This window comes from Paraburkholderia hiiakae (assembly GCF_904848665.1).
GTDB classification, from domain to species: Bacteria; Pseudomonadota; Gammaproteobacteria; order Burkholderiales; family Burkholderiaceae; genus Paraburkholderia; species Paraburkholderia hiiakae.
Genome location: NZ_CAJHCQ010000007.1, coordinates 311269 through 333132, shown reverse-complemented (window position 1 = coordinate 333132; position 21864 = coordinate 311269). Strand labels below are relative to the sequence as shown.

18 protein-coding genes and 3 tRNA genes are annotated in these 21864 nt (G+C 63.2%); 7 read left to right on the top strand and 14 right to left on the bottom strand.

The window, feature by feature from the left end; translation table 11 throughout:
- Positions 1-177: 177 nt before the first annotated feature.
- Positions 178-525 carry a hypothetical protein gene (locus JMY28_RS16425; protein WP_201696966.1) on the top strand — a complete coding sequence of 116 codons (348 nt, stop codon included), beginning with the start codon at positions 178-180 and terminating at the stop codon, positions 523-525.
- 93 nt (positions 526-618) lie between these two features.
- Here the strand turns inward: JMY28_RS16425 and JMY28_RS16420 are convergent, their stop codons facing one another.
- The 8 genes from JMY28_RS16420 to tig form a co-directional block, all read right to left on the bottom strand.
- Positions 619-2565 (bottom strand): SurA N-terminal domain-containing protein, encoded by a 1947-nt coding sequence (locus tag JMY28_RS16420; protein WP_201696965.1) that lies wholly within the window; start codon positions 2563-2565, stop codon positions 619-621.
- A 103-nt stretch (positions 2566-2668) separates the two neighbouring features.
- Positions 2669-2745: transfer RNA gene (locus JMY28_RS16415), tRNA-Asp, on the bottom strand.
- Positions 2746-2807: 62 nt separating this feature from the next.
- Positions 2808-2883, bottom strand: a tRNA-Val gene (locus JMY28_RS16410).
- A gap of 60 nt (positions 2884-2943) precedes the next feature.
- Positions 2944-3216: an HU family DNA-binding protein gene (locus JMY28_RS16405; protein WP_027796408.1), complete on the bottom strand. Its 273-nt coding sequence runs from the start codon at positions 3214-3216 to the stop codon at positions 2944-2946.
- Positions 3217-3528: 312 nt separating this feature from the next.
- On the bottom strand, positions 3529-5955 hold the full coding sequence (gene lon / locus JMY28_RS16400) for an endopeptidase La (RefSeq protein WP_201696964.1): 2427 nt from the start codon (positions 5953-5955) through the stop codon (positions 3529-3531).
- Between the two features lie 190 nt (positions 5956-6145).
- Positions 6146-7417 carry an ATP-dependent Clp protease ATP-binding subunit ClpX gene (clpX, locus tag JMY28_RS16395; RefSeq protein ID WP_201696963.1) on the bottom strand — a complete coding sequence of 424 codons (1272 nt, stop codon included), beginning with the start codon at positions 7415-7417 and terminating at the stop codon, positions 6146-6148.
- 247 nt (positions 7418-7664) lie between these two features.
- Positions 7665-8318 (bottom strand): ATP-dependent Clp endopeptidase proteolytic subunit ClpP, encoded by a 654-nt coding sequence (gene clpP / locus JMY28_RS16390; protein WP_028206978.1) that lies wholly within the window; start codon positions 8316-8318, stop codon positions 7665-7667.
- A gap of 160 nt (positions 8319-8478) precedes the next feature.
- On the bottom strand, positions 8479-9825 hold the full coding sequence (tig, locus tag JMY28_RS16385) for a trigger factor (RefSeq protein WP_201696962.1): 1347 nt from the start codon (positions 9823-9825) through the stop codon (positions 8479-8481).
- Between the two features lie 417 nt (positions 9826-10242).
- Between tig and JMY28_RS16380 the strand changes: the two genes are divergently transcribed.
- Positions 10243-11400 carry a glycerate kinase gene (locus JMY28_RS16380; RefSeq protein WP_201696961.1) on the top strand — a complete coding sequence of 386 codons (1158 nt, stop codon included), beginning with the start codon at positions 10243-10245 and terminating at the stop codon, positions 11398-11400.
- Between the two features lie 234 nt (positions 11401-11634).
- Positions 11635-12081, top strand: coding sequence for a MarR family winged helix-turn-helix transcriptional regulator (locus tag JMY28_RS16375; RefSeq protein WP_028206975.1), 447 nt, complete (start codon positions 11635-11637; stop codon positions 12079-12081).
- A 132-nt stretch (positions 12082-12213) separates the two neighbouring features.
- On the opposite strand, the gene JMY28_RS16370 is transcribed toward JMY28_RS16375, so the two are convergent.
- Positions 12214-12300 (bottom strand) — tRNA-Leu (locus JMY28_RS16370).
- Between the two features lie 432 nt (positions 12301-12732).
- On the opposite strand from JMY28_RS16370, the gene JMY28_RS16365 reads away from it, so the two are divergent.
- Positions 12733-13575 (top strand): squalene/phytoene synthase family protein, encoded by an 843-nt coding sequence (locus tag JMY28_RS16365; protein WP_236596898.1) that lies wholly within the window; start codon positions 12733-12735, stop codon positions 13573-13575.
- A 14-nt stretch (positions 13576-13589) separates the two neighbouring features.
- Here JMY28_RS16365 and JMY28_RS16360 read toward each other — a convergent pair whose 3' ends face one another.
- The 3 genes from JMY28_RS16360 to JMY28_RS16350 form a co-directional block, all read right to left on the bottom strand.
- The gene (locus tag JMY28_RS16360; protein ID WP_201696959.1) at positions 13590-14825 is read right to left on the bottom strand and encodes a DUF1501 domain-containing protein; all 1236 of its coding nucleotides are present in this window, start codon (positions 14823-14825) and stop codon (positions 13590-13592) included.
- A gap of 68 nt (positions 14826-14893) precedes the next feature.
- Positions 14894-16402, bottom strand: a complete 1509-nt coding sequence (locus JMY28_RS16355; RefSeq protein WP_201696958.1) for a DUF1800 domain-containing protein — start codon at positions 16400-16402, stop codon at positions 14894-14896.
- 223 nt (positions 16403-16625) lie between these two features.
- On the bottom strand, positions 16626-16928 hold the full coding sequence (locus JMY28_RS16350; protein WP_236596891.1) for a hypothetical protein: 303 nt from the start codon (positions 16926-16928) through the stop codon (positions 16626-16628).
- Positions 16929-17192: 264 nt separating this feature from the next.
- On the opposite strand from JMY28_RS16350, the gene ompR reads away from it, so the two are divergent.
- The 3 genes from ompR (at position 17193) to JMY28_RS16335 (ending at position 20043) form a co-directional block, all read left to right on the top strand.
- Positions 17193-17927 carry an osmolarity response regulator transcription factor OmpR gene (gene ompR / locus JMY28_RS16345; protein ID WP_027814652.1) on the top strand — a complete coding sequence of 245 codons (735 nt, stop codon included), beginning with the start codon at positions 17193-17195 and terminating at the stop codon, positions 17925-17927.
- Between the two features lie 53 nt (positions 17928-17980).
- A complete protein-coding gene (locus tag JMY28_RS16340) occupies positions 17981-19330 on the top strand; it encodes an ATP-binding protein (protein ID WP_201696956.1) in 1350 nt (449 codons plus the stop codon).
- 164 nt (positions 19331-19494) lie between these two features.
- A complete protein-coding gene (locus JMY28_RS16335) occupies positions 19495-20043 on the top strand; it encodes a peroxiredoxin (RefSeq protein WP_201696955.1) in 549 nt (182 codons plus the stop codon).
- On the opposite strand, the gene JMY28_RS16330 is transcribed toward JMY28_RS16335, so the two are convergent.
- Together JMY28_RS16330 and ispF are read right to left on the bottom strand one after the other, a co-directional pair.
- Positions 20040-21188 carry an acyltransferase family protein gene (locus tag JMY28_RS16330; protein ID WP_236596890.1) on the bottom strand — a complete coding sequence of 383 codons (1149 nt, stop codon included), beginning with the start codon at positions 21186-21188 and terminating at the stop codon, positions 20040-20042. The genes JMY28_RS16335 and JMY28_RS16330 overlap by 4 nt on opposite strands.
- Positions 21189-21379: 191 nt before the next feature.
- Positions 21380-21859, bottom strand: coding sequence for a 2-C-methyl-D-erythritol 2,4-cyclodiphosphate synthase (gene ispF, locus JMY28_RS16325; protein ID WP_201696953.1), 480 nt, complete (start codon positions 21857-21859; stop codon positions 21380-21382).
- Positions 21860-21864 lie beyond the last annotated feature (5 nt).

Genomic DNA, 21864 nt, shown 5'->3' with positions numbered 1-21864 from the left:
CGGCCCTGTCGAAGGGCCCCTCCCTTGTGGCGCGTTAAAGCCGCTTTCGCCTTTTCGCCTCAGGCGGCGTGGCGGCGGGTAACCGTGCCTCGCCATTGGCCACCTTTTGTATCAGACACGCGAGCCCGAAAGGCCTCGTTGTCTGAATCCGACCGACCCTGACTGGAGCGAAGAAGCGTGAAATATTTACCTCTCATTGTCGTTACGGCAGCACTTGCTGCCTGCGCCAATCAGCCAATGCCGAGCGGAGCACAGTCCGTCGGCACCAGCCAGCAACCGCCTGCGACGGTTGCTCAATGCATCGCGCAAAAATGGGCCGATAAGTCGCAGCAGCAAGTCGTCTCGCAGTCCGTGCTCGCCAACGGCCAGGCTGTCGACGTCTACGTCCCTGGCCAGCAGCCGCCTAACGGCGCGGCGGCAACGGTGCGCCCGGCGTGGAGCGCCAGCGCGAAGACGTGGGTCGGCTTCCGCTCCGGCGGCGGCACGGGCGCAGACGCCACCAGCGACATCAACGCCTGCCTCTGATTTTGCGCTCGCCAGAACGCAAAAGCCCCGCGATGTTTCGCGGGGCTTTTTTTCTGCGGCGCTGGACGCCGGCGGTCGGATACGCGGTCGTGCTTACTGACCGCTGTCGCCGTCGCCGGACTGGCTGGCCGAACCGAGCGAGCCGTAGAGCTTGACCTTCGAGCGCTCGCGCAGTGCGTCGAGATACGCCTGCACCTGCGACTGGCCGCCCACCTGGGCAAGCTGCTGCTGTGCGGCGGCCAGACGCGGGCCTTCAGCGGCCGCACCGTTGGTCACGCTGTTCACGCGGTAGATCGCATAGCCGTCGTTGCCGAGGTCCACGCCCACGTAGGCCGGCAGCTTCTGCGAATCGGCCTTGAAGACCGCGGAGAGCGCGCTGGGCGGCAGACCTTGGGCGTCGTTACGCGAAACCTTGAGCGCCGACGAGAAGCCATCGGTCGACTTGGACTTCTGCAGTTCCGCAAGCTTGGCCTCGCCGTCCTTGCGCGCCATGTCGGCGGCCTGCTGCGCGACCACCTTCTGGCGCACGGCATCCTTGACTGCGGCGAACGCAGGCACCGCTGCCGGCTGGTAGTTCGTCACGTGCGCAGAGACCAGCGTGTTGTTGCCAACGTCGATTGCCTGGGTGTTGTTGTGCTGATTCACCGAGTCGCTCGCGAATACGGCGTCGAGGAACTTCTGGTTGTTCAGCGGACTATCCGGCGGGAGCGTTGCATTCGGCTTCGGCGTGACCGTGGCCGTCTGGATCGTCAGCTTGTACTTGTCCGCGGCCGGCTGCAGGCTCTTGGCCTGCTCGTAGACCAGCGACGTGAAGCCGTCGCTCGTATCGGCGAGCAGCTTCGCGGCCTGCTGGGCCTTCACGTCGTTCGTGATCTGCGCCTTTACGTCGTCGAACGGTTTCGTGACCGCCGGCTTCAGGTCCGTGACCTTGACGATGTGATAGCCGAAGTCCGACTGGATCACGTCGCTGATCTCGTCTTTCTTGAGCTTGAAGACCGCGTCGTCGAACGCTTTACCGCCCGCGATCATGCCGGGGCCGAAGTAACCGAGGTCGCCACCCTTCGAGGCCGAACCCGGGTCCTGCGATTCCTTCTGCGCAATCTGCGCGAACTGATCCGGATGCGCCTTGACTTCGGCGAGGATCGATTCGGCCTTTTGCTTCGCGGCGTTGCGCACGTCGGCGCTCGCGTCCTTCGGCACCGTGATCAGGATGTGGCTCGCGCGCACTTCTTCCTGCGTGCGATAGTGCGCGATGTTGTCGTCGTAGTACTTCTTGAGATCGGCGTCGCTCGGCTGCACGCCGGCGGCCACCGTAGCCGCCGAGAGCACGAGATACTGGATCTGCGCCGTGGCCGGCGTGGCAAAAGCGTTCTTGTTCGCGTCGTAGTACGCCTGCAGTTGCGCGTCGGTCGGCTGGACCTTGGTTGCATAGTCGCTCGCGTGGAACGCCTGGCCCTGTACCTCGCGCTGCTGCTCCGAGAGGCCAGTGAGCTGCTGCGCGAGCGCCTTCGGCGTGAACGCGCTGCTGATGATCGACGCCGGCAATTGCTGCATGGCGAGGCTATAGCGCACGCGCTCGTCGTACTGCTCAGGCGTCATGCCCTGCATGGCGAGCAGCTGCTTGTACTGGTCGAGATTGATCGAGCCGTCAGGATTCTTGAGCGACGAGATCACCGGGTCGGAGAGCAGCGCGCGGCGCACGGCGTCGTCGGAGGCGGTGAGGTGCAGGCGCTGCGTTTCGTCCACGAGCACGCGCTGCTGGATCAGTCCGTCGAGGATGTCCTTGCGGTGCTGGGGCGTGTCGAACATGCTCGCGTCGAATTGCGCGCCCAGTACCTGGCGGGCCTGGTCGAGCTGCTGGCGCGCAGCGTTGTCGTATTCGACACGCGTGATCTTGTGGCCGTTGACGCTTGCGACGTTCGCGCTTTCATCGAAGAAGCCGCGGAAACCTTGAATACCGACGAAGCCCAGCCCTGGCAGGATGACCAGGAGCAGCATGAACATCATCAGGCGTTTGTGATTGCGGAAAAAGTCGAGCATGCGTGACCAGACGTTGAGGGCGCCAAAAAATGGAACGCCCGATATTACAACAGCGGCCAACAAAAAAGGCGAACCGGAGTTCGCCTTCTTGTCGAGATATCCTTGGCGGAGCGGACGGGACTCGAACCCGCGACCCCCGGCGTGACAGGCCGGTATTCTAACCAACTGAACTACCGCTCCGTGCGGTTTTGCGCGCTTTTGTGTTTCCACACTCGCTGCGCGAGGTACCGGAACTGAAGCTGTGGTGGGTGCTGAGAGGCTCGAACTCCCGACCTACGCCTTGTAAGGGCGCCGCTCTACCAACTGAGCTAAGCACCCAGCTTCATGCTTTCCTGTACCGCGACTTCTGCTGCGCCACCTTCTCAGGTAGCGAGCCCGCTAGTTTAGCGCATCCTTCAGCGCTTTACCAGGCCTAAATTTGGGCACCTTCGCCGCCTTGATCTTGATCGCGTCGCCAGTGCGCGGATTGCGGCCCGTGCGCGCCGTGCGCTTGCCGACGGCAAACGTGCCGAAGCCGACGAGCGTGACCGAACCGCCCTTCTTGAGCGTCCCTTTGACGCCGCCGATCACGGCGTCGAGTGCGCGTCCCGCAGCCGCTTTCGAAATGTCGGCTTGTTGCGCGATATGGTCGATCAGTTCCGTTTTATTCATTCCAGCCCCCGAGAATGTGTTTGGGCAATCGTAAGAAAGAAGTTCAACTTATTGGATAGACGTCCCCGGCATAGCGCGGGGACCGCTCATTTAACGGGGCCGAAAGGACCGTGTCAAGCGGGGTTCAGCCTGATTCGGCGTGCGATTCGAAGGAATATTCGAGGGATTATTCGAACAAGTGGGAAATCGCGGAAAAGACCGCTGGTTGTCATCACAACGTCAAGGATCGTGACGCGCATAAAAAAACCCGCGGACCATGCCGCGGGTTTTTTGGGGGTGTAATGCGTTGCGCTGGAGCGCCTTGCTGAAGGCTTAGTGCTTGACGACTTCCGTCGCGCCGGCATCCTTCGATTCGGCCACGGGTGCCTTGGCGTCCTCAGCCTTCACTTCTTCTTCGGGCAGCGGCTGCGGCACACGTTCGAGCGCGAGTTCGAGCACCTTGTCGATCCAGCGGACCGGCACGATCTCGATCGAGTTCTTCACGTTGTCCGGAATCTCAGTGAGATCCTTGACGTTCTCTTCCGGGATCAGCACGAGCTTGATGCCGCCGCGATGCGCCGCGAGCAGCTTCTCCTTCAGCCCGCCGATCGGCAGCACTTCGCCGCGCAGCGTGATCTCGCCCGTCATCGCGACATCGGCGCGCACCGGAATCCCCGTGAGCACGGACACCAGCGCTGTCGTCATCGCACCACCGGCGGACGGACCGTCCTTCGGCGTCGCGCCTTCGGGCACGTGAATGTGGATGTCCTGCTTCTCGAACGCCTCGTCCTTGATGCCAAGACGACGCGAACGCGAACGCACCACCGAGCGTGCCGCTTCGACCGATTCCTTCATGACGTCGCCGAGCGAACCCGTGCGGATCACGTTGCCCTTGCCGGGCATTACCGCCGCTTCGATCGTCAGCAGATCGCCGCCGACTTCCGTCCACGCGAGGCCCGTGACCTGACCGATCTGGTTTTCCTTCGCGGCCAGACCGAAGTCGTACTTGCGCACGCCGAGGAAGGTGTCGAGATTGGCGCTATCCACCGTGACAGCCTTGTCGGCCTTCTTCAGCAGCAGCATCTTCACGACCTTGCGGCAGATCTTCGACACTTCGCGCTCGAGTGAACGCACACCCGCTTCACGCGTGTAGTAGCGAATGATGTCGCGGATCGCGCCTTCGGCCACTTCGATCTCGCCAGGCTTCAGCCCGTTGTTCTTCTTCTGCTTGGGCAGGAGATAACGCTGAGCAATGCTGACCTTCTCGTCTTCCGTGTAACCCGAAAGGCGAATGACTTCCATCCGGTCGAGCAGCGGCGGCGGAATGTTCAGCGAGTTCGACGTGGCGACGAACATCACATCGGAGAGATCGAAATCGACTTCGATGTAGTGGTCGGCGAACGTGTGGTTCTGTTCCGGATCGAGCACTTCGAGCAGCGCCGACGACGGATCGCCGCGGAAATCCATGCCCATCTTGTCGACTTCGTCGAGCAGGAAGAGCGGATTGCGCACGCCGACCTTGGTCAGGCTTTGCAGAATCTTGCCCGGCATCGAACCAATGTACGTACGACGGTGGCCGCGGATTTCGGCTTCGTCACGCACGCCGCCCAGCGCCATACGCACAAACTTGCGATTCGTTGCGCGCGCAATCGACTGGCCGAGCGACGTCTTGCCTACGCCCGGAGGACCAACGAGGCACAGGATCGGCGCCTTGACCTTGTCCACACGCTGTTGCACTGCGAGATACTCGAGAATGCGTTCCTTCACTTTCTCGAGACCGAAGTGGTCTTCGTCAAGCACGGCTTCCGCGTTCGAGAGGTCGTTGTTGACCTTGCTCTTCTTGCGCCACGGCAGGCCGATCAGCGTGTCGATGTAGTTACGCACGACAGTGGCTTCCGCCGACATCGGCGACATCAGCTTGAGCTTCTTGAGCTCGGCGTCGGCCTTCTTCTTGGCTTCCTTCGGCATGCGCGCGGCCGTGATGCGCTTCTCGAGTTCCTCGAGATCGGCACCCTCTTCGCCTTCGCCCAGTTCCTTCTGGATCGCCTTGACCTGTTCGTTCAGGTAGTACTCGCGCTGGCTCTTTTCCATCTGGCGCTTCACGCGGCCGCGAATACGCTTCTCCACCTGGAGAATGTCGATTTCGGCTTCGAGTTGCGCGAGCAGGTGCTCCAGACGCTCCACGACCGGGAACATCTCGAGGATGTGCTGCTTCTGGTCGAGCTTGAGCGGCAGATGTGCGGCGATGGTGTCAGCAAGACGACCGGCTTCGTCGATGCCCGACAGCGACGTCAGGATCTCCGGCGGAATCTTCTTGTTGAGCTTCACGTACTGATCGAACTGCGAGACGATCGCACGGCGCAGCGCTTCGGTTTCGGCGCTGTCGGCATGGTCCGGCTCGAGCGGCATCACTTCGCACGAGAACTGCGTTTCCTGCTCTTCGATGGAAAGCGTCTTCGCGCGCTGCAGGCCTTCCACGAGCACCTTCACGGTGCCGTCGGGCAGCTTGAGCATTTGCAGGATGTTGGCGATACACCCTACTTCATACATGTCTTTTTCGGTCGGCTCGTCCTTCGCGGCAGTTTTCTGGGCGACGAGCATGATGTGCTTGCCGCCTTCCATAGCCGCTTCGAGGGCCTTGATCGATTTCGGTCGGCCCACGAAAAGGGGAATCACCATATGCGGGAAGACTACGACGTCTCGCAGCGGCAGCAGCGGGAGCGTGGTGCGTTCCGGCGGGAGGAGTTGGGTTCCTGACATTTCATTTCCCCATGAGTGGAATCAATTGTTCGGTAATTGAGGCCTGAGATACCGATTGCAAGCCTCGCGCGTGTGGGAAAAGTTCAGTGACTCCAAAATAGTGCGCCATCGACCACAAGATAAACGAAAAAGCCGTTCATCCCATTGTATGAACGGCCTTTTTCCGGAACTCTTTAGCCGATCACCACTATCAGTTCGACCCTGCAACCTTCGGCGCGTCCTCGTAGATCAGCAGCGGTTTGCCATCGCCATCGATCACGTTGTCGTCGATGATGACCTTGCTCACGCCCTTCATGGCCGGCAGATCGTACATCACGTCGAGCAATGCCTGTTCCAGGATCGAGCGCAGGCCACGGGCCCCGGTCTTGCGGCGGATCGCCTTGCGGGCGACGGCCTGCAGCGCGGCCGGACGAATTTCCAGCTCCACACGCTCCATGTTAAAGAGCTTGTGATACTGCTTGACGAGCGCATTCTTCGGCTCGACCAGAATCTTCATGAGCGCGGCTTCGTCGAGCTTGCCGAGCGTGGCGACAACGGGCAGACGGCCGATCAGTTCGGGAATCAGGCCGAACTTGATCAGATCTTCCGGTTCCGTTTCGCGCAGCACTTCGCCAGTGTCGCGCTCCTGCTTGCTCTTCACGCTCGCGCCAAAACCAATGCCGGTCTTTTCCGTGCGGTCGGTAATGACCTTTTCCAGACCGTCGAACGCGCCGCCGCAAATGAACAGGATATTGGTCGTGTCGACCTGGATGAAATCCTGGTTCGGATGCTTGCGGCCGCCCTGCGGCGGCACCGAAGCCATCGTGCCCTCGACGAGCTTGAGCAGCGCCTGCTGCACGCCCTCGCCCGACACGTCGCGCGTGATCGACGGGTTGTCCGATTTGCGGCTGATCTTGTCGATTTCGTCGATATAGACGATGCCGCGCTGCGCCTTGTCGACCTCGTAATTGCAGTTCTGCAGCAGCTTCTGAATGATGTTCTCGACGTCTTCGCCCACGTAACCGGCTTCGGTCAGCGTGGTGGCGTCCGCGATCACGAACGGCACGTTCAGAAGGCGAGCGAGCGTCTGCGCGAGCAGCGTCTTGCCCGAGCCCGTGGGCCCGATCAAGAGGATGTTGCTCTTGGAGAGTTCGACGTCGTCCTTCTTGTCGAGGTGCTTCAGACGCTTGTAGTGGTTGTACACCGCCACTGCGAGGATCTTCTTCGCGCGTTCCTGCCCGATAACGTACTGGTCGAGGATGTCGCGGATCTCCTGCGGGCTCGGCAGGTCCGAGCGCGACAGCGCCGCGTCGACGCCCGCACCGGCGGCTTCGTCGCGAATGATCTCGTTGCACAGGTCGATGCATTCATCGCAGATGAAGACCGACGGACCAGCGATGAGCTTTTTCACCTCATGCTGGCTCTTGCCGCAAAACGAGCAATACAACAGCTTCTCGCTGTTAGAACCTTTCTTGTCCGCCATGGATAAATGAGCCTCCGGACACTCTGTTACATGATACGCCGTTTCCCCCGGCCAGGCCGGAGGGTGCGTGAACCGCTTGCTGTGACGGCGTTGGGGGCCGCAGGCCGCGAAGCGCGTTTGCCGATTATTTCACAAGGTCTGCGCGGCGTCGGCTATCCCCTTTTGTACGGGGGCCGAGCTGTTCCTTTAGGACTTCGCTTGCGCGCCGCCCTTCGCAGGGTCGGACGCGCAAAAACGCTCGCGCAGCTTAAGGACGCTTGTGCAGAACCTGGTCGACGAGACCGTATGCCTGAGCGTCGTCACCCGACATGAAATTGTCGCGATCCGTGTCGCGCGCAATGCGCTCGACCGGCTGACCCGTATGGTGCGCGAGCAACTGGTTCAGGCGCTCCTTCAGGTACAGAATTTCGCGAGCCTGGATTTCGATGTCCGAAGCCTGACCGCGCGCGCCGCCGAGCGGCTGGTGAATCATCACGCGCGAATTCGGCAACGCGAAACGCTTGCCCTTGGCGCCCGACGCCAGCAGGAACGCGCCCATGCTAGCCGCGAGGCCCATGCAAAGGGTCGAAACGTCTGGTTTGATGAACTGCATCGTGTCGTAAATCGCCATGCCGGCCGACACCGAGCCGCCCGGGCTGTTGATGTACAGGCTGATGTCCTTGTCCGGGTTTTCGCTTTCGAGGAACAACAGCTGGGCGACCACGAGGTTCGCCGTCTGGTCGTTCACTTCGCCGACCAGGAACACCACGCGCTCCTTGAGCAGGCGCGAGTAGATGTCGTAGGAACGTTCGCCGCGCCCGCTCGTTTCGACGACGATCGGCACGAGGCCGAGCGCCTGCGGGTCGAAGTCCCGCGACGAGTGGGAGGTCAACGTATCCAGCGATTGAGCGCGAATGGTCATGCGGTGCATCCTTGTCTGGAAAAGTTCTTCTGATATACCTGTATGGCGACGGACCCTGGTTAAATCAACCACACGGTCAGCATGGCTAAAACCTGCGGATACAAAAACGGCGTGCTGGCCGTCGGTCGCTCCGACAGCCGGCACGCCGTAGCGGGCAGATTTAAGCCTGCGCCGTCGCGCTTGCCAGTTCTTCGAAGCTAACTTGCTTGTCCGTCACCTTGGCCTTGCCGAGCACGAAGTCCACGACGTTCGATTCGACGACGTAGGCTTCCATTTCGGCCAGACGCTGCTGGTTGGAATAATACCAGCGCACGACCTCCTTCGGGTCCTCATAGCTTTTCGCGAATTCGTCGACTTCAGCACGGATCTGCTCCGGCTTTGCCTCGAGGCTGTTGGCCTTCACGAGTTCGGCGAGCACGAGACCGAGCTTCACGCGGCGCTCGGCTTGTTCCTTGAACATTTCGGCCGGGATCGGCGCGTCCTTGGCGTTGGGCACGCCACGCTGCGCGAGGTCGGCGCGCGCCATTTCGACGAGGCGCTCCTGATCCTGCTCGACGAGTGCGTTCGGCACGTCGAGTTCGGAGATCTTCAGGAGCGCGTCCATCACCTGGTTCTTGACGATGGACTGCGTGCGGCGCTTCGCCTCGCGCTCGAGGTTGTCCTTGATTTCAGCGCGCATCTTCACGAGGTCGCCGTCGGCGATGCCGAGCGACTTTGCGAATTCAGCGTCGATTTCCGGCAGGTGCGGCCACTCGATCTGCTGCATCGTGATCGTGAACTTCGCCGTCTTGCCGGCGACGTCCTTGCCGTGATAGTCCTCGGGGAACGCGAGGTCGAATTCGCGCGACTCGCCCTTCTTCAGGCCGATCGCCGCCTTTTCGAATTCCGGCAGCATGCGGCCTTCGCCCAGCACGAATGCGAAGCCTTCAGCGGTGCCGCCCGGGAACGCGACGTCGTCGATCTTGCCGACGAAGTCGACCGTCACGCGGTCGCCTTCCTTCGCTGCGGTGTCGGCGCCGCCGTCACCGTGCTCGCCGGCTTCCCCGCGAGCGTGGAAGTGCACGCGCTGCTTGCGCAGGATGTCGAGCGTGCGGTCGATTTCGGCTTCGGTGATGCTCGTGGTCGTGCGCTCGATTTCGGCCGTTGCGACGTCGCCGAGCTTCACTTCCGGATAGACCTCGAAGGTCGCGTCGAACGCGTAGTCGCCTTCAGCAGCTTCCGACTTCGGAGCGAAGCTCGGCTGACCGGCAACGCGCAGGTTCTCGGCGCGGCTGATGTCGAAGAATTCCTTGCCGACCTTGTCGCTCAGGACTTCGGCTTCGACCTGGCCCGAATACTGCTGCGTGACCATCTTGAGCGGCACCTTGCCCGGGCGGAAACCCGGCATGCGCACATTCTTGGCGAGTTTACGGATGCGCGAATCGATTTCTTTCTGCACGGCATCCTTCGGCAGGGAAATCGTCACGCGGCGTTCGAGCTTGCCGAGGTTTTCAACAACGTTAGCCATGGCTTCAATCGTCCTAAAATTGTTCGAGCGAATCAGTAATCTGTGGTCTTTGCGTGCCGCGGTCCGCTGGTGTCCGATAGGGTCCAGCAACCCGCTTTGGAGCTGAACGCAGGCGCCTCACGCGCCGCTCAACAGCGCCGAAACGGGCGGCTTGCGGTGCGGTTCCGTCAAAAGAGCCAAGCATTTTAGCAAACTATTTCCCGGTGCCAGTGGAATTGCCGTTTGGGTGCGCGCTGAGCCTGTTTTTGACCCACTTTTGCGCTGCTTTTAACCTCGTGCGAGCCTGAAATGCGCCCCGATCCGCGCTATCGCAACGGCGTTATCCAGCGCATGCGGCGAGGCTGTTAAGCTTACGCTCGCGCCGGACGCCCCGCCGGCCGCAGCCGCTCCCAACACAATTCTTCCAGCAGAGACACCATGCCGAATTCGTCGACTGACGCTCCCGTTATCGTCATTGCTCCTGATTCTTTCAAAGGTTCGCTCAGCGCGGATGGGGTCGCCGCGGCGATCGCCGAGGGCATCCGTCGCGTGCGCGCCGACGCCGACATCCGCATCCGCCCCATGGCCGATGGAGGTGAAGGCACGCTCGACGCCATGCTGTCGATGGGCGGCGAGCGCCGCATACTCAACGTGGAAGGCGCAGCGGGCCCGAAGCGCGACGCCGCGGTCGGCCTGCTGAACGACGGCAGCGCGATCGTCGAAACCGCCGAGATCGTCGGTATCACGGACCCGGTGGGCATGGGCGTGCCGGTGGACGCGCGCAGTACGCGCGGCATGGGCGAAGCGATCCGCGCGCTGCTCGACGAAGGCGTACGGCGCTTTTATGTGGCGCTCGGCGGCAGCAGCACCAACGACGCCGGCGCAGGCTTGCTCGCGGGCCTCGGCCTGCAACTCTTCGACGCCGCCGGCAAGCCTCTCGAGCCCACGCCGCAAGCGCTCGCGCAAGTGGCGCGCGTGGACGTTTCCGGGCTCGACGCGCGACTTCGCGAGGCGTCGTTCGTCGGCATGTCGGACGTGGACAATCCACTCACGGGTGAGCACGGCGCGACTGCCGTGTTCGGCCCGCAAAAAGGCGTAACGCCCGAGCAGGTCGCGCCGATCGACGCAGCGCTCGGCCGTTTCGCCGATCTGCTCGAAGCGGCGCTGGGTCGCCGCGTGCGCGACGAAGCGGGCTCCGGCGCGGCCGGCGGCCTGGGTTTCGCGCTACGCATGCTCGGAGCGAGCTTCGAGCCGGGCGCCGAAGTCGTTGCGCGCACCATCGGTCTGGACGAAGCGCTCGATCGCGCCGACTGGCTCATCACCGGCGAAGGCCGCTCGGACGTGCAGACGCTGCACGGTAAGGCGCCGTTTATCGCCTGCCGCCACGCCGCGGCCGTGAACGTGCCCGCCACGCTACTCTCGGGCGCCGTGGACGCAGCCGCTCTGCCGCGCCTCGCGGAGCATTTCAGCGGCTGCTTCTCGCCTGCGCCGGGCCCCATCACGCTCGAAACCGCGATTCGCGACGCCGCACGACTCCTTGCCAACGAAGCCGAGCAGCTCACCCGCCTCAAATACGCTGCGCGTACATCCATCTAGGCAGATTCGCCGGGGCTCGCCGCCCCGGCGTGGTCGTTGGAACCCGGGATTCGTTGTCCGATTTGTTGAATACGCGCGTCACCCATTCTGCAGTAAGCGATTAATAGATTCGTGCACGGTACCGGACGCGCCGCACAAGGGTTCGGATGCGTTGACCCGCGCGCAAGATGGGGCAACAATCATGGAATCGCGACACGTTTCGCGCCCTTCCCAAGCGACCAGACCAGGACTCCCATGAAGGCAAGCAAAGCCGGACTCGAACAATTCCTCACCTATCGGCTGCATGTCCTGAACAAACTCTCCGAACGGGGCGCCAGCGAACGCTACCAGGCGAAGCTCGGCATCACACTTCCGGAGGCTCGGCTCATTGCAGCTGTGGGGGCGTTCGGCCCGTTTTCCGTGATGGAGCTTGCGCGTCACGCGAATCTCGACAAGAGCCAGGCAAGCCGTGCAGCCGAGGCGCTGATGCGCCGCGGCCTCATGCAGCGCGACACGAGCGAGGAAGACGGACGCCTCGTGCTCGTTTCGCTCACAACCGATGGACGCGCGCTGTATCGCAAGGTCATGCCCATCGCGCGCAAGTGGAATGTCGACCTCTTCGCGAGCCTCGACGACAAGGAGCGCGACGCACTCGCGCGCGCGCTCGACAAGGTGATCGAAGCCATGCAGACCGAGCTGTAAGTCAGTACGTGCGAGCAGAGGCAATAAGCTAAACAGATGGCGGCAGGATCGAGGCCGCCATCGCACTTCCTTTGCGCAAACGTCGCTCAAACAAAAAGGCCACGTACCTAACGGTACATGGCCTTTTTACTTTGGTGCGTGAGGCCGGACTCGAACCGGCACACCCTTGCGGGCGTCAGGACCTAAACCTGGTGCGTCTACCAATTTCGCCACTCACGCGAATTCTTTGCGCTTCTCTTCTTGCGCCCGGCAGGACCGCTGCGCATCACTACAAAACGACGCGTGCGATACAACCCTGTGCGACATGCCGACTGATCGAGTCCTCGTGAGACGCCGGGCGGAGTTGTCCACCTCGCCCGCAATCCAGCCTGCTTTCTGACTACGTCCGCCGGCGGCGATGCTTCATTATGTGCCGGCTGCGCGCCGCTAGCTAAGCGTCAGAAAGCGCAAGCGCGAGATTCTAACCGATTGCCTGACGCTTGTCTGCATCCTGAAAACAGTGCGCGACAGGGCATGGCGACGCATCGTCCAGCGCGCCGGCCAGCCCTGCCGGGCCGGCCGGAAGCCGCGCCGATGCTAGAATCCCGGCTCTACCGTCGCGCCGCGCTCTGGCCGCCGCGCGAGCCGCTTCGCCCCACATCTCCGAACGCCGTGAACTTCGACGACTACTGCCTGCAAAAGGCGGCTCCCCCTGGTTCGAGCACTTACTATGCGCTGCGTCAGGCGCGCGCCGCGCGCCAACCGCTCTTGACCGCGCTCTTCGCGCTGCGCCGCGAGCTCGAGGAAACCGCGAAAGAAACAAGCGATCCTACCGTCGGCCGCACGAAGCTCGCCTGGTGGCAAAAGGAACTGGCCGCGCTCGCCGCCGGCAATCCCGCGCATCCGGTCACGCAGGCGCTCGCCGAGCATCTCGACGATGCGAATGCCGTCTATCCCGACTTGCAGGCGCTGCTCGCTGGCTTCGAGATGGATTTCGAGCAGGCGCGCTATCTCGATCTGCCGAATCTGCGACGCTATATAGAGGGCGTGGGCGGCACGTTCGCCTCGCTCGTGGCGCAACTCAGTGCGCGCACGCAAGAGGACCGCCAGGACGCCGCGCGCTGGGCCGCGCCGCTTGGCAACGCGCTCATGCTCGCCCAGTTCGTGCCGGAAATCGGCAACGACGCGCGCCATGGCCGTATCTACGTCCCCATCGACGAATTGCAGCGCTACAACGTCACCGCCGCCGATCTCATCAACCGGCGCTACAGCGCGGCGTTCACCGAGCTCATGCAGTTCCAGACCTCGCGTGCGCGCGAAGCGGTACACGCAGCGCTCGACGCGATTCCCGCCCCGGCGCGGCGCGACCAGCGCACCTTGCGTGCGCTCGCGGCGCTCGAACTCGCGCTGCTCGACGAAGTCGAGCGCGAAGGCTACCAGGTGCTACATCAGCAGATCGTGCTCACACCCGTGCGCAAGCTGTGGATCGCGTGGCGCGCGGCGCGGCGTAATTGAAGCTCGTGCCCGCGCTACGCGCGCAGCAACGGCAGCGGCTCGAAACGTTGCTGTAGCACGGCCTGCGCGTCGAGCCCCCACCAGGGGCCTAGCACGGTCGCATAGATCTGCCTGAAGTCGACGCCCACCGGCAGATTGCCGTTGCCATCGAGCCGCGCGAGTTGCGGCGCCTGCCCATAGAGCCCGCCCGCCACCCGCCCGCCCGCGACGAAGTGCGCCGAAGCCGTACCGTGGTCGGTGCCGCGACTTTGGTTCTCGCGCACGCGGCGCCCGAATTCCGCATACGTCACGATCAGCGTACGATCCCAACGCCCGAGTTCCACGAGCGCCGAGCGCATCGCCGCCATGCCCGCGGCGAACTGGCGCAGCAAGTCGGCGTGACGCTGCGGCTGGTTCTGGTGCGTGTCGAAGCCGTTCAGTGTCAGACGAATCACCGCGACGCCACGCCCCGCCACCGGCGCACCTTGCGGGGTGTCGCTCGATGCGAGCGCCTGCATGGCCGTCTTGATCGACGCGCCGAACGCACCTGACGCAAACACAGTCTTCAGCGCGTAATTACCCGGGCGCGGCCGCAAGGCATCGGCGGCGCGCACGATATCGTTCTCGACATCGAGGATATGCGCGAGCGCGGGGTTGCGTTCCTTGAGCGAGACCGGCGTGACGAGGCGCGAAGCGCGCGCGAACTGCGCCGGATTCACGAGCGCGATGGCGCGCGCGCCGTTCGAGAGCGGCCCCATCTCGGCGCTGCCGAGCACGAGCGCATCGGCGGCGAATCCAGGCGGCACAGGCTCGCGTGCGAACGCGCGCGTGAGCCAGCCTTCGCGCAGATATTCATTGGAGCGCGAAGCCGTGTCCCAGATCTCGATCGACCGAAAGTGTGAAAGATTTGGCTGCGCGTAGCTCACGCCCTGCACGATCGCGAGCTCGTGCGCGCGCCACATCGGCATGAGCGGCGCGAGCACCGGATGCAACGCCGTGCGCTCGTCCAGTTGTATCGCCTGCGCGCGCGGCACGCCGATGGTTTGCCGGTAGCTGTAATAGAGCGGATCGGCAAAAGGCACGACGGTGTTGAGGCCGTCGTTGCCGCCCTTGAGCTCGACGAGAATCAGCAGGTTCTCGTAGCCGCTAGCCGTGCCCGGGTGCGCGGGCGCCGTCCCTTGCGCGCGCGCCGCGCCGGGCAGCCCTAGCGCAGAACCCGCTACCGCGGCGGCTGCCGTCGCGCCGGCTGCAAGAAAGTCACGTCGTTTCATGGCTTGCCTCGCTTGTCAGTGCGGCGGCGCACATTGCCGCCAGGGATTCGGCCGTTCGTATCCATGCTTCACTTCAACTGATACACCGGATCCATCAGCAGTGCCTGGAGATATGAACCCGCACTGCTGCCGACCGCAATCGCATCGACAGGCGCAAGCGGCAGGACCGCGTGCTGCATTTGCAACTGCGCTGAAAGGCCGGGCGTGGCATCGGCAGTGAGACCGTAGCGCGCGAGCCAGCCATCCAGATCGAAGCGCATACCGCCTTGCAACGCATCGCGGCGCATTGCGTTCGCCGTGTTTTGCACGCTTTGCGGCATGCTTGCCGCGACCTTCGCGGGCGCGGCCGAAGCATGCGGCCGCCCTGCTTCCGTCGCGCGAAGCAGTTGCTCGACGAACTGCTTGCGCGCGAGCAGTGTCGAGCTATTGATCCACGACGCCCCGCCGGGCCAGCCCTTCACATTCGGCGGGTAAAACAGATTCTCGCCCAGCGCAGCCGAGCGGCGCGCAAACGGCAGCGTGTCGCCATACGCCACGTCGAACCGACGCATCGTGCCGACGATGAATTCCACCGGCGAACTCACGAGCACGCCACGGTTGCGTTCATCCCAGAACGCGGGGGTCACGAGTAGCGCGCGAAGCGCAGCGCCGATCGCATAACCACTTGCCCGAAAACGATCGGCGACACTTGCGAGTTGCGCCTCGTCGGGCGTTGCGCAGATAAACTCGCGCCACAGCTTGCCCGACACATATCGGGCAGTTTGCTGCTGCGCGAGCAGGATGTCGAGCACCTGATCGCCATCGAACGTGCCGCTGCGTCCAAGCACGGTCTTCTCGCCATCGTCGTGCAAGTCGGCGCGCCAGACGAACGCCTGGGTGTCGGCGTCGAGACTCCAACCTGTATAGGCGCGCGCCGCTTCGGCAACGTCGCGCTGCGAGTACTGCCCTTCGCCCAACGTGAACAGCTCCATCACTTCGCGTGCGAAATTCTCGTTGGGCCTGCCCTTGCGACTGCTCGCGCCATCGAGGTAAAGCAGCATCGCGGGGTCCTTCGCGACGGCGGACAGCATGCTCGCGAAACTCCCCAGCGCGTCGCGCCGCAAGAGTGCGTTTTGCGCGGCCATCAACTGCGGTTCGCCAACTTTGTCCTGACCCGAGGTGAAGTGGTTGTGCCAGAAGAGCGTCATGCGCTCGGTCAGCGGCGAAGGCGTGACGAGCATCTCGCGCAGCCACCACGCGCGCAATTCGTCGTAACGTGCACTGCGCTGGCGCTGCGCTTCCTGGCGTTCTTCGGGGGTCCACGCACTACGCTGTGCCCGGCTCGGCGGCACTTCGGCGCTCCATGCGGGCAGCGGTGTGAGCGCCTCGCTGCGCGCACCGCCGACGAGCCGCGCGACGGCCTGTTCTCGCGTGAGTCCCACATACGGCGACACTTCGCTCTCACGCGGCGCGAAGCCTGTGCGCACGAGAAGATGGCGGGCGTCGTCGGCATCGAGCAGCCCATCTGCGCCGCTGTCGGGCGCCGACGCGTCCGCGGCGGACTGCTCGTTGGGCCTCGACCGTCTGGAGTCGCTCATGATGAATGGGCGCACGACGAAACTGCCGGCGCAATCAATGAATGTACCGGCTTAACGGCTGTGGCGAAACGGATGTTGACGACGCAATTGCTACGGTATTTTTCAGCGCGTTTGCGCGGCACGAATGCACGATTCCATGCCAATAAAATCGTGAAAGGCGCAAGAAAGGCGTGAACGCGGGGCGAAAAGAAAATCGTGTAAACGTTATCGCAACGAAGCGGTATCAGCGCTTGTACAGTTCGCGCACGGCGTCTTCGATATGCTGACGCAAGAGGCGCCGTTCTTCGGGCGTCATATGGCCGTCGCGGCGACGCTGATCGAGGTCGGGTGGAACGGCGGGACGCTGGTTGATGTCAGATGCTGGTCGCGGAATTGGATCGCTGCGCACGCGCCGCATTGACTGTTTGTCGCCCGAAAAGCGAGCGGAGGACTGCGAGTTCTCTTGGCGGTCTACGGAGGGCTGGGCCCGGGCCGGCACCGACTCCAGTGCAGCCGCCACGCCACCGGCAAGCGCCAGTGCAAGCATGGTGTGGCGCATTGTCGGCCTGACCCCTCCCATCGTTTTGTTCCCTTCTTGACGCGGCAAACGGCTACCTCGAATACATGTGCGAAACCCGGCTCGGCGCGGGCATGAATTTTAAAGTCGAATGAAGTATCTACCGAACAGCCGCTTTACGTAAAGAAGTCTATCTGTCAGTGCTTGCCGTCGTGGCACAGCACGGGTAAATTTTGTAACTGACTGTAACCTGATAATTGGTGCAAACTCGCATCAGTATCCAATCGCGCTAAGATGCCAGGCATGGAAACCAAAAACCCGTCCAAAATTCTCGTTGTCGACGACGATCCCCGACTTCGGGACCTGCTGCGCCGCTACCTCGGCGAGCAGGGCTTCAACGTCTATGTGGCCGAAAACGCCCCCGCCATGAACAAGCTGTGGGTGCGCGAGCGCTTCGATCTGCTGGTGCTCGACCTCATGCTGCCAGGCGAAGACGGCCTGTCGATCTGCCGCCGTCTGCGCGGCAGCAACGACCGCACGCCCATCATCATGCTCACCGCCAAGGGCGAGGACGTGGACCGTATCGTCGGCCTCGAAATGGGCGCCGACGACTATCTGCCCAAGCCCTTCAACCCGCGCGAACTTGTCGCACGCATTCACGCGGTACTGCGCCGCCAGGCGCCGTCCGAACTGCCGGGCGCACCCTCGGAAACCACCGAAGTGTTCGAGTTCGGCGAATTCGCGTTGAATCTCGCCACGCGCACGCTCACCAAGGCTGGCCAGGAAATTCCGCTCACCACGGGCGAATTCTCGGTGCTCAAGGTGTTCGCGCGTCATCCGCGCCAGCCGCTCTCGCGTGAAAAGCTCATGGAGCTTGCGCGCGGCCGTGAATACGAAGTGTTCGACCGTAGCCTCGACGTGCAGATCTCGCGCCTGCGCAAGCTCATCGAACCCGATCCGGGCAGCCCGCGTTTCATTCAAACGGTTTGGGGCCTCGGCTACGTGTTCATTCCCGACGGCGCCGCTTGATCCTGAATGGTGTCTCGTTGTCTGCACTGCCTCTGTTGAAACGGGAAGGGTCCATGCGGATTGACCGGCGTTTGCTCACGCTCGCGTTCGGCGATCTGTTTTGGCGCACCTTCCTGCTGATCGCCCTTCTCATTGCGGTGAGTCTCGCCGCGTGGTTCCAGAGCTTTCGCGTGATCGAGCGGGAGCCGCGCGCGCAGCGCGTGGCGCTCCAGCTCGTCGCGATCGTGAAGCTCACGCGCACGGCGCTCCTTTACTCCGATCCCGATCTGCGCCGCGCGCTGCTGCAGGATCTCGAGAGCAACGAGGGCGTGCGTGTGTACCCGCGCGAAACCACGGACAAGTACAAGCTCCAGCCCGACGAGTCGCTCAATCGCCTGATCGAGCATGACATTCGCGGGCGTCTTGGCGACGACACGATCATCGCGCAGTCCGTGAACGACATTCCGGGCGTGTGGATCAGCTTCAAGATCGACGACGACGATTACTGGGTGGCACTCGACCGCGACCAGCTCGACAACGTCACAGGCCTGCAGTGGGTTGGATGGGGCATCTCCGCGCTCGCGCTATCGCTCTTCGGGGCGGCCTTCATCACGAGTCTCGTAAACCGGCCATTCGCGCGGCTGGCCATGTCGGCGCGGATGCTGGGCTCCGGGCAGCCTCCCGCGCCCTTGCCTGAGAGCGGCATGGGTGTCGCCGCCGAGACGAATCGCTCGTTCAACCAGATGGTGCGCGACCTCGAGCAGCTAGAGGCCGACCGCGCGCTGATGCTCGCGGGCATCTCGCACGATTTGCGCACGCCGCTCGCGCGCCTGCGGCTCGAGACGGAGATGAGTCCGTCCGATCAGGCGACCAAGGACGCGATGATCGACGACATCGAACAGATGGACATGATCATCGGCCGCTTCCTCGATTACGCGCGCCCGACCCAACGCATGCCCGAGCGCGTCGATCTTTCGGTCATTGCCGGCGAGATGGCCGCGCGCATGGCGGGCGAAGACGGCGTGCGCCTCATCACGCGGCTCGCGCCTTCGGCCATGATCGAGGCCGACGATACCGATATGCGCCGCGTGGTGGGCAATCTCATCGAAAACGCACGCAAATACGGCGCGAGCGAAACCGACGGCATTCCGCACATCATGCTCGAAACACGCGTCTCGCACTCGCGCGTCGAGCTCTCGGTGGTCGACGAAGGCCCGGGCATTCCCGAGGATCAGCTTCCGCTGGTCACGCGGCCGTTCTACCGCGTCGACACGGCGCGCACGCAGGCGAATGGCACCGGACTTGGCATGGCCATCGTGCAGCGCCTCGTGGGCCGCTATCGCGGCGCGCTGCGCCTGCGCAACCGGCTGCCGGGCCCCGGCCTCGAAGTGACGATCGAGTTCCCGCTCGCCAAGGGCGCCTGAGTCTCTCTCCCCTCGCTTGACCGAAATCCGGCGGCGGCGCACCCTCGCACCACGCGCCGGCCGCACCTGCGACAATCGTTTTCATGGGCATGCCGCGTTGCGCTCTCGCGCACGTGGCGTCAAAGCGGGCCGCGCGGCCCGCCTCTCGTCTGAGGAGCTCCGCCATGAAAACCGTCGGCGACAAACTCGCAGCCTTCACCGTCACCGCCGCAAAGCCCGGCTTCAACCATCCCGAGGAAAACGGCGAATCGGCGTTCGTCGAGATCACTGAGCAGACCTTCGCCAACAAGTGGAAGGTCATCTACTTCTACCCCAAGGATTTCACGCTCGTTTGCCCCACCGAGATCATCGCGTTCGCACGGCTCATCAAGGAATTCGATGACCGCGAAACGGTCGTGATGGGCGGCAGTTGCGACAACGAATATGTGAAGCTCGCGTGGCGCCGCGAAGACAAGACGCTCGATCGCCTCAATCACTATTCATTCGGCGACGTAAAGGGCGAACTCATCGATCAGCTCGGCATACGCGACAAGGAAGCGGGCGTGGCGCTGCGCGCAACGTTCATCGTCGATCCCGACAACACGATCCAGCATGTCACCGTGAACAACCTGAACGTCGGGCGCAGCGCCGAAGAAGTGCTGCGCGTGCTGGACGGGCTGCAGACCGGCGAACTGTGCCCCGACGGCCGCGCGGTCGGCGGCGAGACGCTCTAGGCCCCGCGCCGTTGCGCATCATGCGTCTGGCGCGCCGCTGCGCGCATGGGCAAGCGGTTGTGTATCGCCGTCTCGAGTGGCCGCTTCCACTCGAGCACGCGTTTTTCCAGAACCTGCCACGACAGATGCGCGAGCAGCACGGCCAGCGCGAACTGCAGCACGAGCGCGAGAACGGGCTGGGCCACATCGGGCACATGGAGCCGCGCGTAGAGCCCCGGCGCCACGCCAAGGCGCGACGGCACGAAATTGTGAAACAGATAAAAGCCATAGCTGATCGTGCCGAGATACGCAAGCGGACGCACTTCTAGCGCCGCGACGAGGATGCTGTCCTGACGACGCACGAGCCACAGAAACAGTGCGCCGAGCGAAAGTGCGAGTCCGATGTCGAAGAAGCCCGGCTGCATCATCGTGCCCGTCACGCTGTCGGCGCACTCGGCATAACCAGCACGCGCCAGCGCGAAGCCGGCGATCGCCGCACACGCCCCGACGAACCACACTGCACTCAACGCCCCCGCGCGCAACGGCACGCGCGCGCCGCCAATCGCCAGTGCGCCACCGAGCGTGAGCATGGAGAAATTCCACGGCGAGAACGCGTAGATGAGTGGCGCGATTGCCCCTTCCCCGTAAAGCGCGAGATGCGCGAACGCAGCCGCCACGATGACCACCACGCAAAGCGTGAGATGGCGCGACGCGCGCACGAACAGCAGCGCAAACGGCGCGACGAGGTAGAACTGCTGCTCGACCGCGAGGCTCCAGAAGTGCGAAACGGTGCCGGGCCAGCCATCGTGCACCACGCCGATCCAGTAATTGGAGAGGAATACGAAATGCCAGGCGAGCCCGAGATCGACGTCACGCTGATAGAAGCTCGCATGCGCGATGCTGAGCGCAATCAGCAGCAGGTAATACACGGGAAAAATGCGCAGCGTGCGCTTCATGAAGAAGACGTACAGCAGCGCAGCCGATCGAGCACCGTGCTGTTCAATGCGGACCCGATTGCGATGCAGTTCGCCGATGATCAGATAGCCGCTGATCAGAAAGAACAGCCAGACGCCGATCTTGCCCGCATCGATCGCGTCGACGTGGGCCTTGTGCGAGAGGAACACGAGCGCGACTGCGATCGCCCTCAGGCCGTCTAGGCCTTTCACGCGTTTTTCAACTCCCGCCATTGCCCTCCCCACTTCCGGTCACCGGTTCAGTATGGGACGAAAAAAACGGAAATTAATCGACAAGAAAAGCAACGGCGATGATTGCAGTTGCAATCATCGCCGTAAGGTGGGGGCAGGCACGCGGCCTGCGCGCGCCGTTCAGCCCTTCAAAACAAGGGTTGAATGACAGATCACGTGCGCAGCAGCAGTACGGCCGCCTGCGCTTCGATCCCTTCGCTGCGGCCGAGATAGCCGAGCTTTTCATTCGTCTTCGCCTTCACGTTGACGCGTTCGACCGGCAGATTCAGGTCTTCGGCGATCGTCTGGCGCATCGATTCGATGTGCGGCGCGAGCTTGGGCGCCTGCGCGATCACCGTGGTATCGACGTTCATGAGCGAGAAGCCCGCCTCCTGCACACGGCGCAGACATTCGCGCAGCAGCACACGGCTGTTGGCGCCGTAGAACTGCTTGTCGGTGTCGGGGAAATGGCGGCCGATGTCGCCGAGCGCGGCAGCGCCGAACAGTGCGTCGGTGATGGCGTGCAGCAGCACGTCGGCGTCCGAGTGGCCAAGCAGGCCGCGATCGTAGGGGATCGTCACGCCGCCGAGCACGAGCGGGCGGCCGGGCACCAGCGCGTGCACGTCGTAGCCTTGTCCGATTCTGATGTCCATGTGTA

Excerpts from the sequence above, each read along its gene's own strand:
- tig (WP_201696962.1), bottom strand. The coding sequence starts at position 9,825 with ATGGCTAACGTTGTTGAAAACCTCGGCAAGCTCGAACGCCGCGTGACG.
- JMY28_RS16360 (WP_201696959.1), bottom strand. The coding sequence starts at position 14,825 with ATGAAACGACGTGACTTTCTTGCAGCCGGCGCGACGGCAGCCGCCGCG.
- lon (WP_201696964.1), bottom strand. The coding sequence starts at position 5,955 with ATGTCAGGAACCCAACTCCTCCCGCCGGAACGCACCACGCTCCCGCTG.
- JMY28_RS16405 (WP_027796408.1), bottom strand. The coding sequence starts at position 3,216 with ATGAATAAAACGGAACTGATCGACCATATCGCGCAACAAGCCGACATT.
- JMY28_RS16380 (WP_201696961.1), top strand. The coding sequence starts at position 10,243 with ATGCCGAATTCGTCGACTGACGCTCCCGTTATCGTCATTGCTCCTGAT.
- JMY28_RS16420 (WP_201696965.1), bottom strand. The coding sequence starts at position 2,565 with ATGCTCGACTTTTTCCGCAATCACAAACGCCTGATGATGTTCATGCTG.
- ispF (WP_201696953.1), bottom strand. The coding sequence starts at position 21,859 with ATGGACATCAGAATCGGACAAGGCTACGACGTGCACGCGCTGGTGCCC.
- clpP (WP_028206978.1), bottom strand. The coding sequence starts at position 8,318 with ATGACCATTCGCGCTCAATCGCTGGATACGTTGACCTCCCACTCGTCG.
- JMY28_RS16355 (WP_201696958.1), bottom strand. The coding sequence starts at position 16,402 with ATGAGCGACTCCAGACGGTCGAGGCCCAACGAGCAGTCCGCCGCGGAC.
- ompR (WP_027814652.1), top strand. The coding sequence starts at position 17,193 with ATGCCAGGCATGGAAACCAAAAACCCGTCCAAAATTCTCGTTGTCGAC.
- JMY28_RS16350 (WP_236596891.1), bottom strand. The coding sequence starts at position 16,928 with ATGCTTGCACTGGCGCTTGCCGGTGGCGTGGCGGCTGCACTGGAGTCG.
- JMY28_RS16335 (WP_201696955.1), top strand. The coding sequence starts at position 19,495 with ATGAAAACCGTCGGCGACAAACTCGCAGCCTTCACCGTCACCGCCGCA.
- JMY28_RS16340 (WP_201696956.1), top strand. The coding sequence starts at position 17,981 with ATGCGGATTGACCGGCGTTTGCTCACGCTCGCGTTCGGCGATCTGTTT.
- JMY28_RS16375 (WP_028206975.1), top strand. The coding sequence starts at position 11,635 with ATGAAGGCAAGCAAAGCCGGACTCGAACAATTCCTCACCTATCGGCTG.
- clpX (WP_201696963.1), bottom strand. The coding sequence starts at position 7,417 with ATGGCGGACAAGAAAGGTTCTAACAGCGAGAAGCTGTTGTATTGCTCG.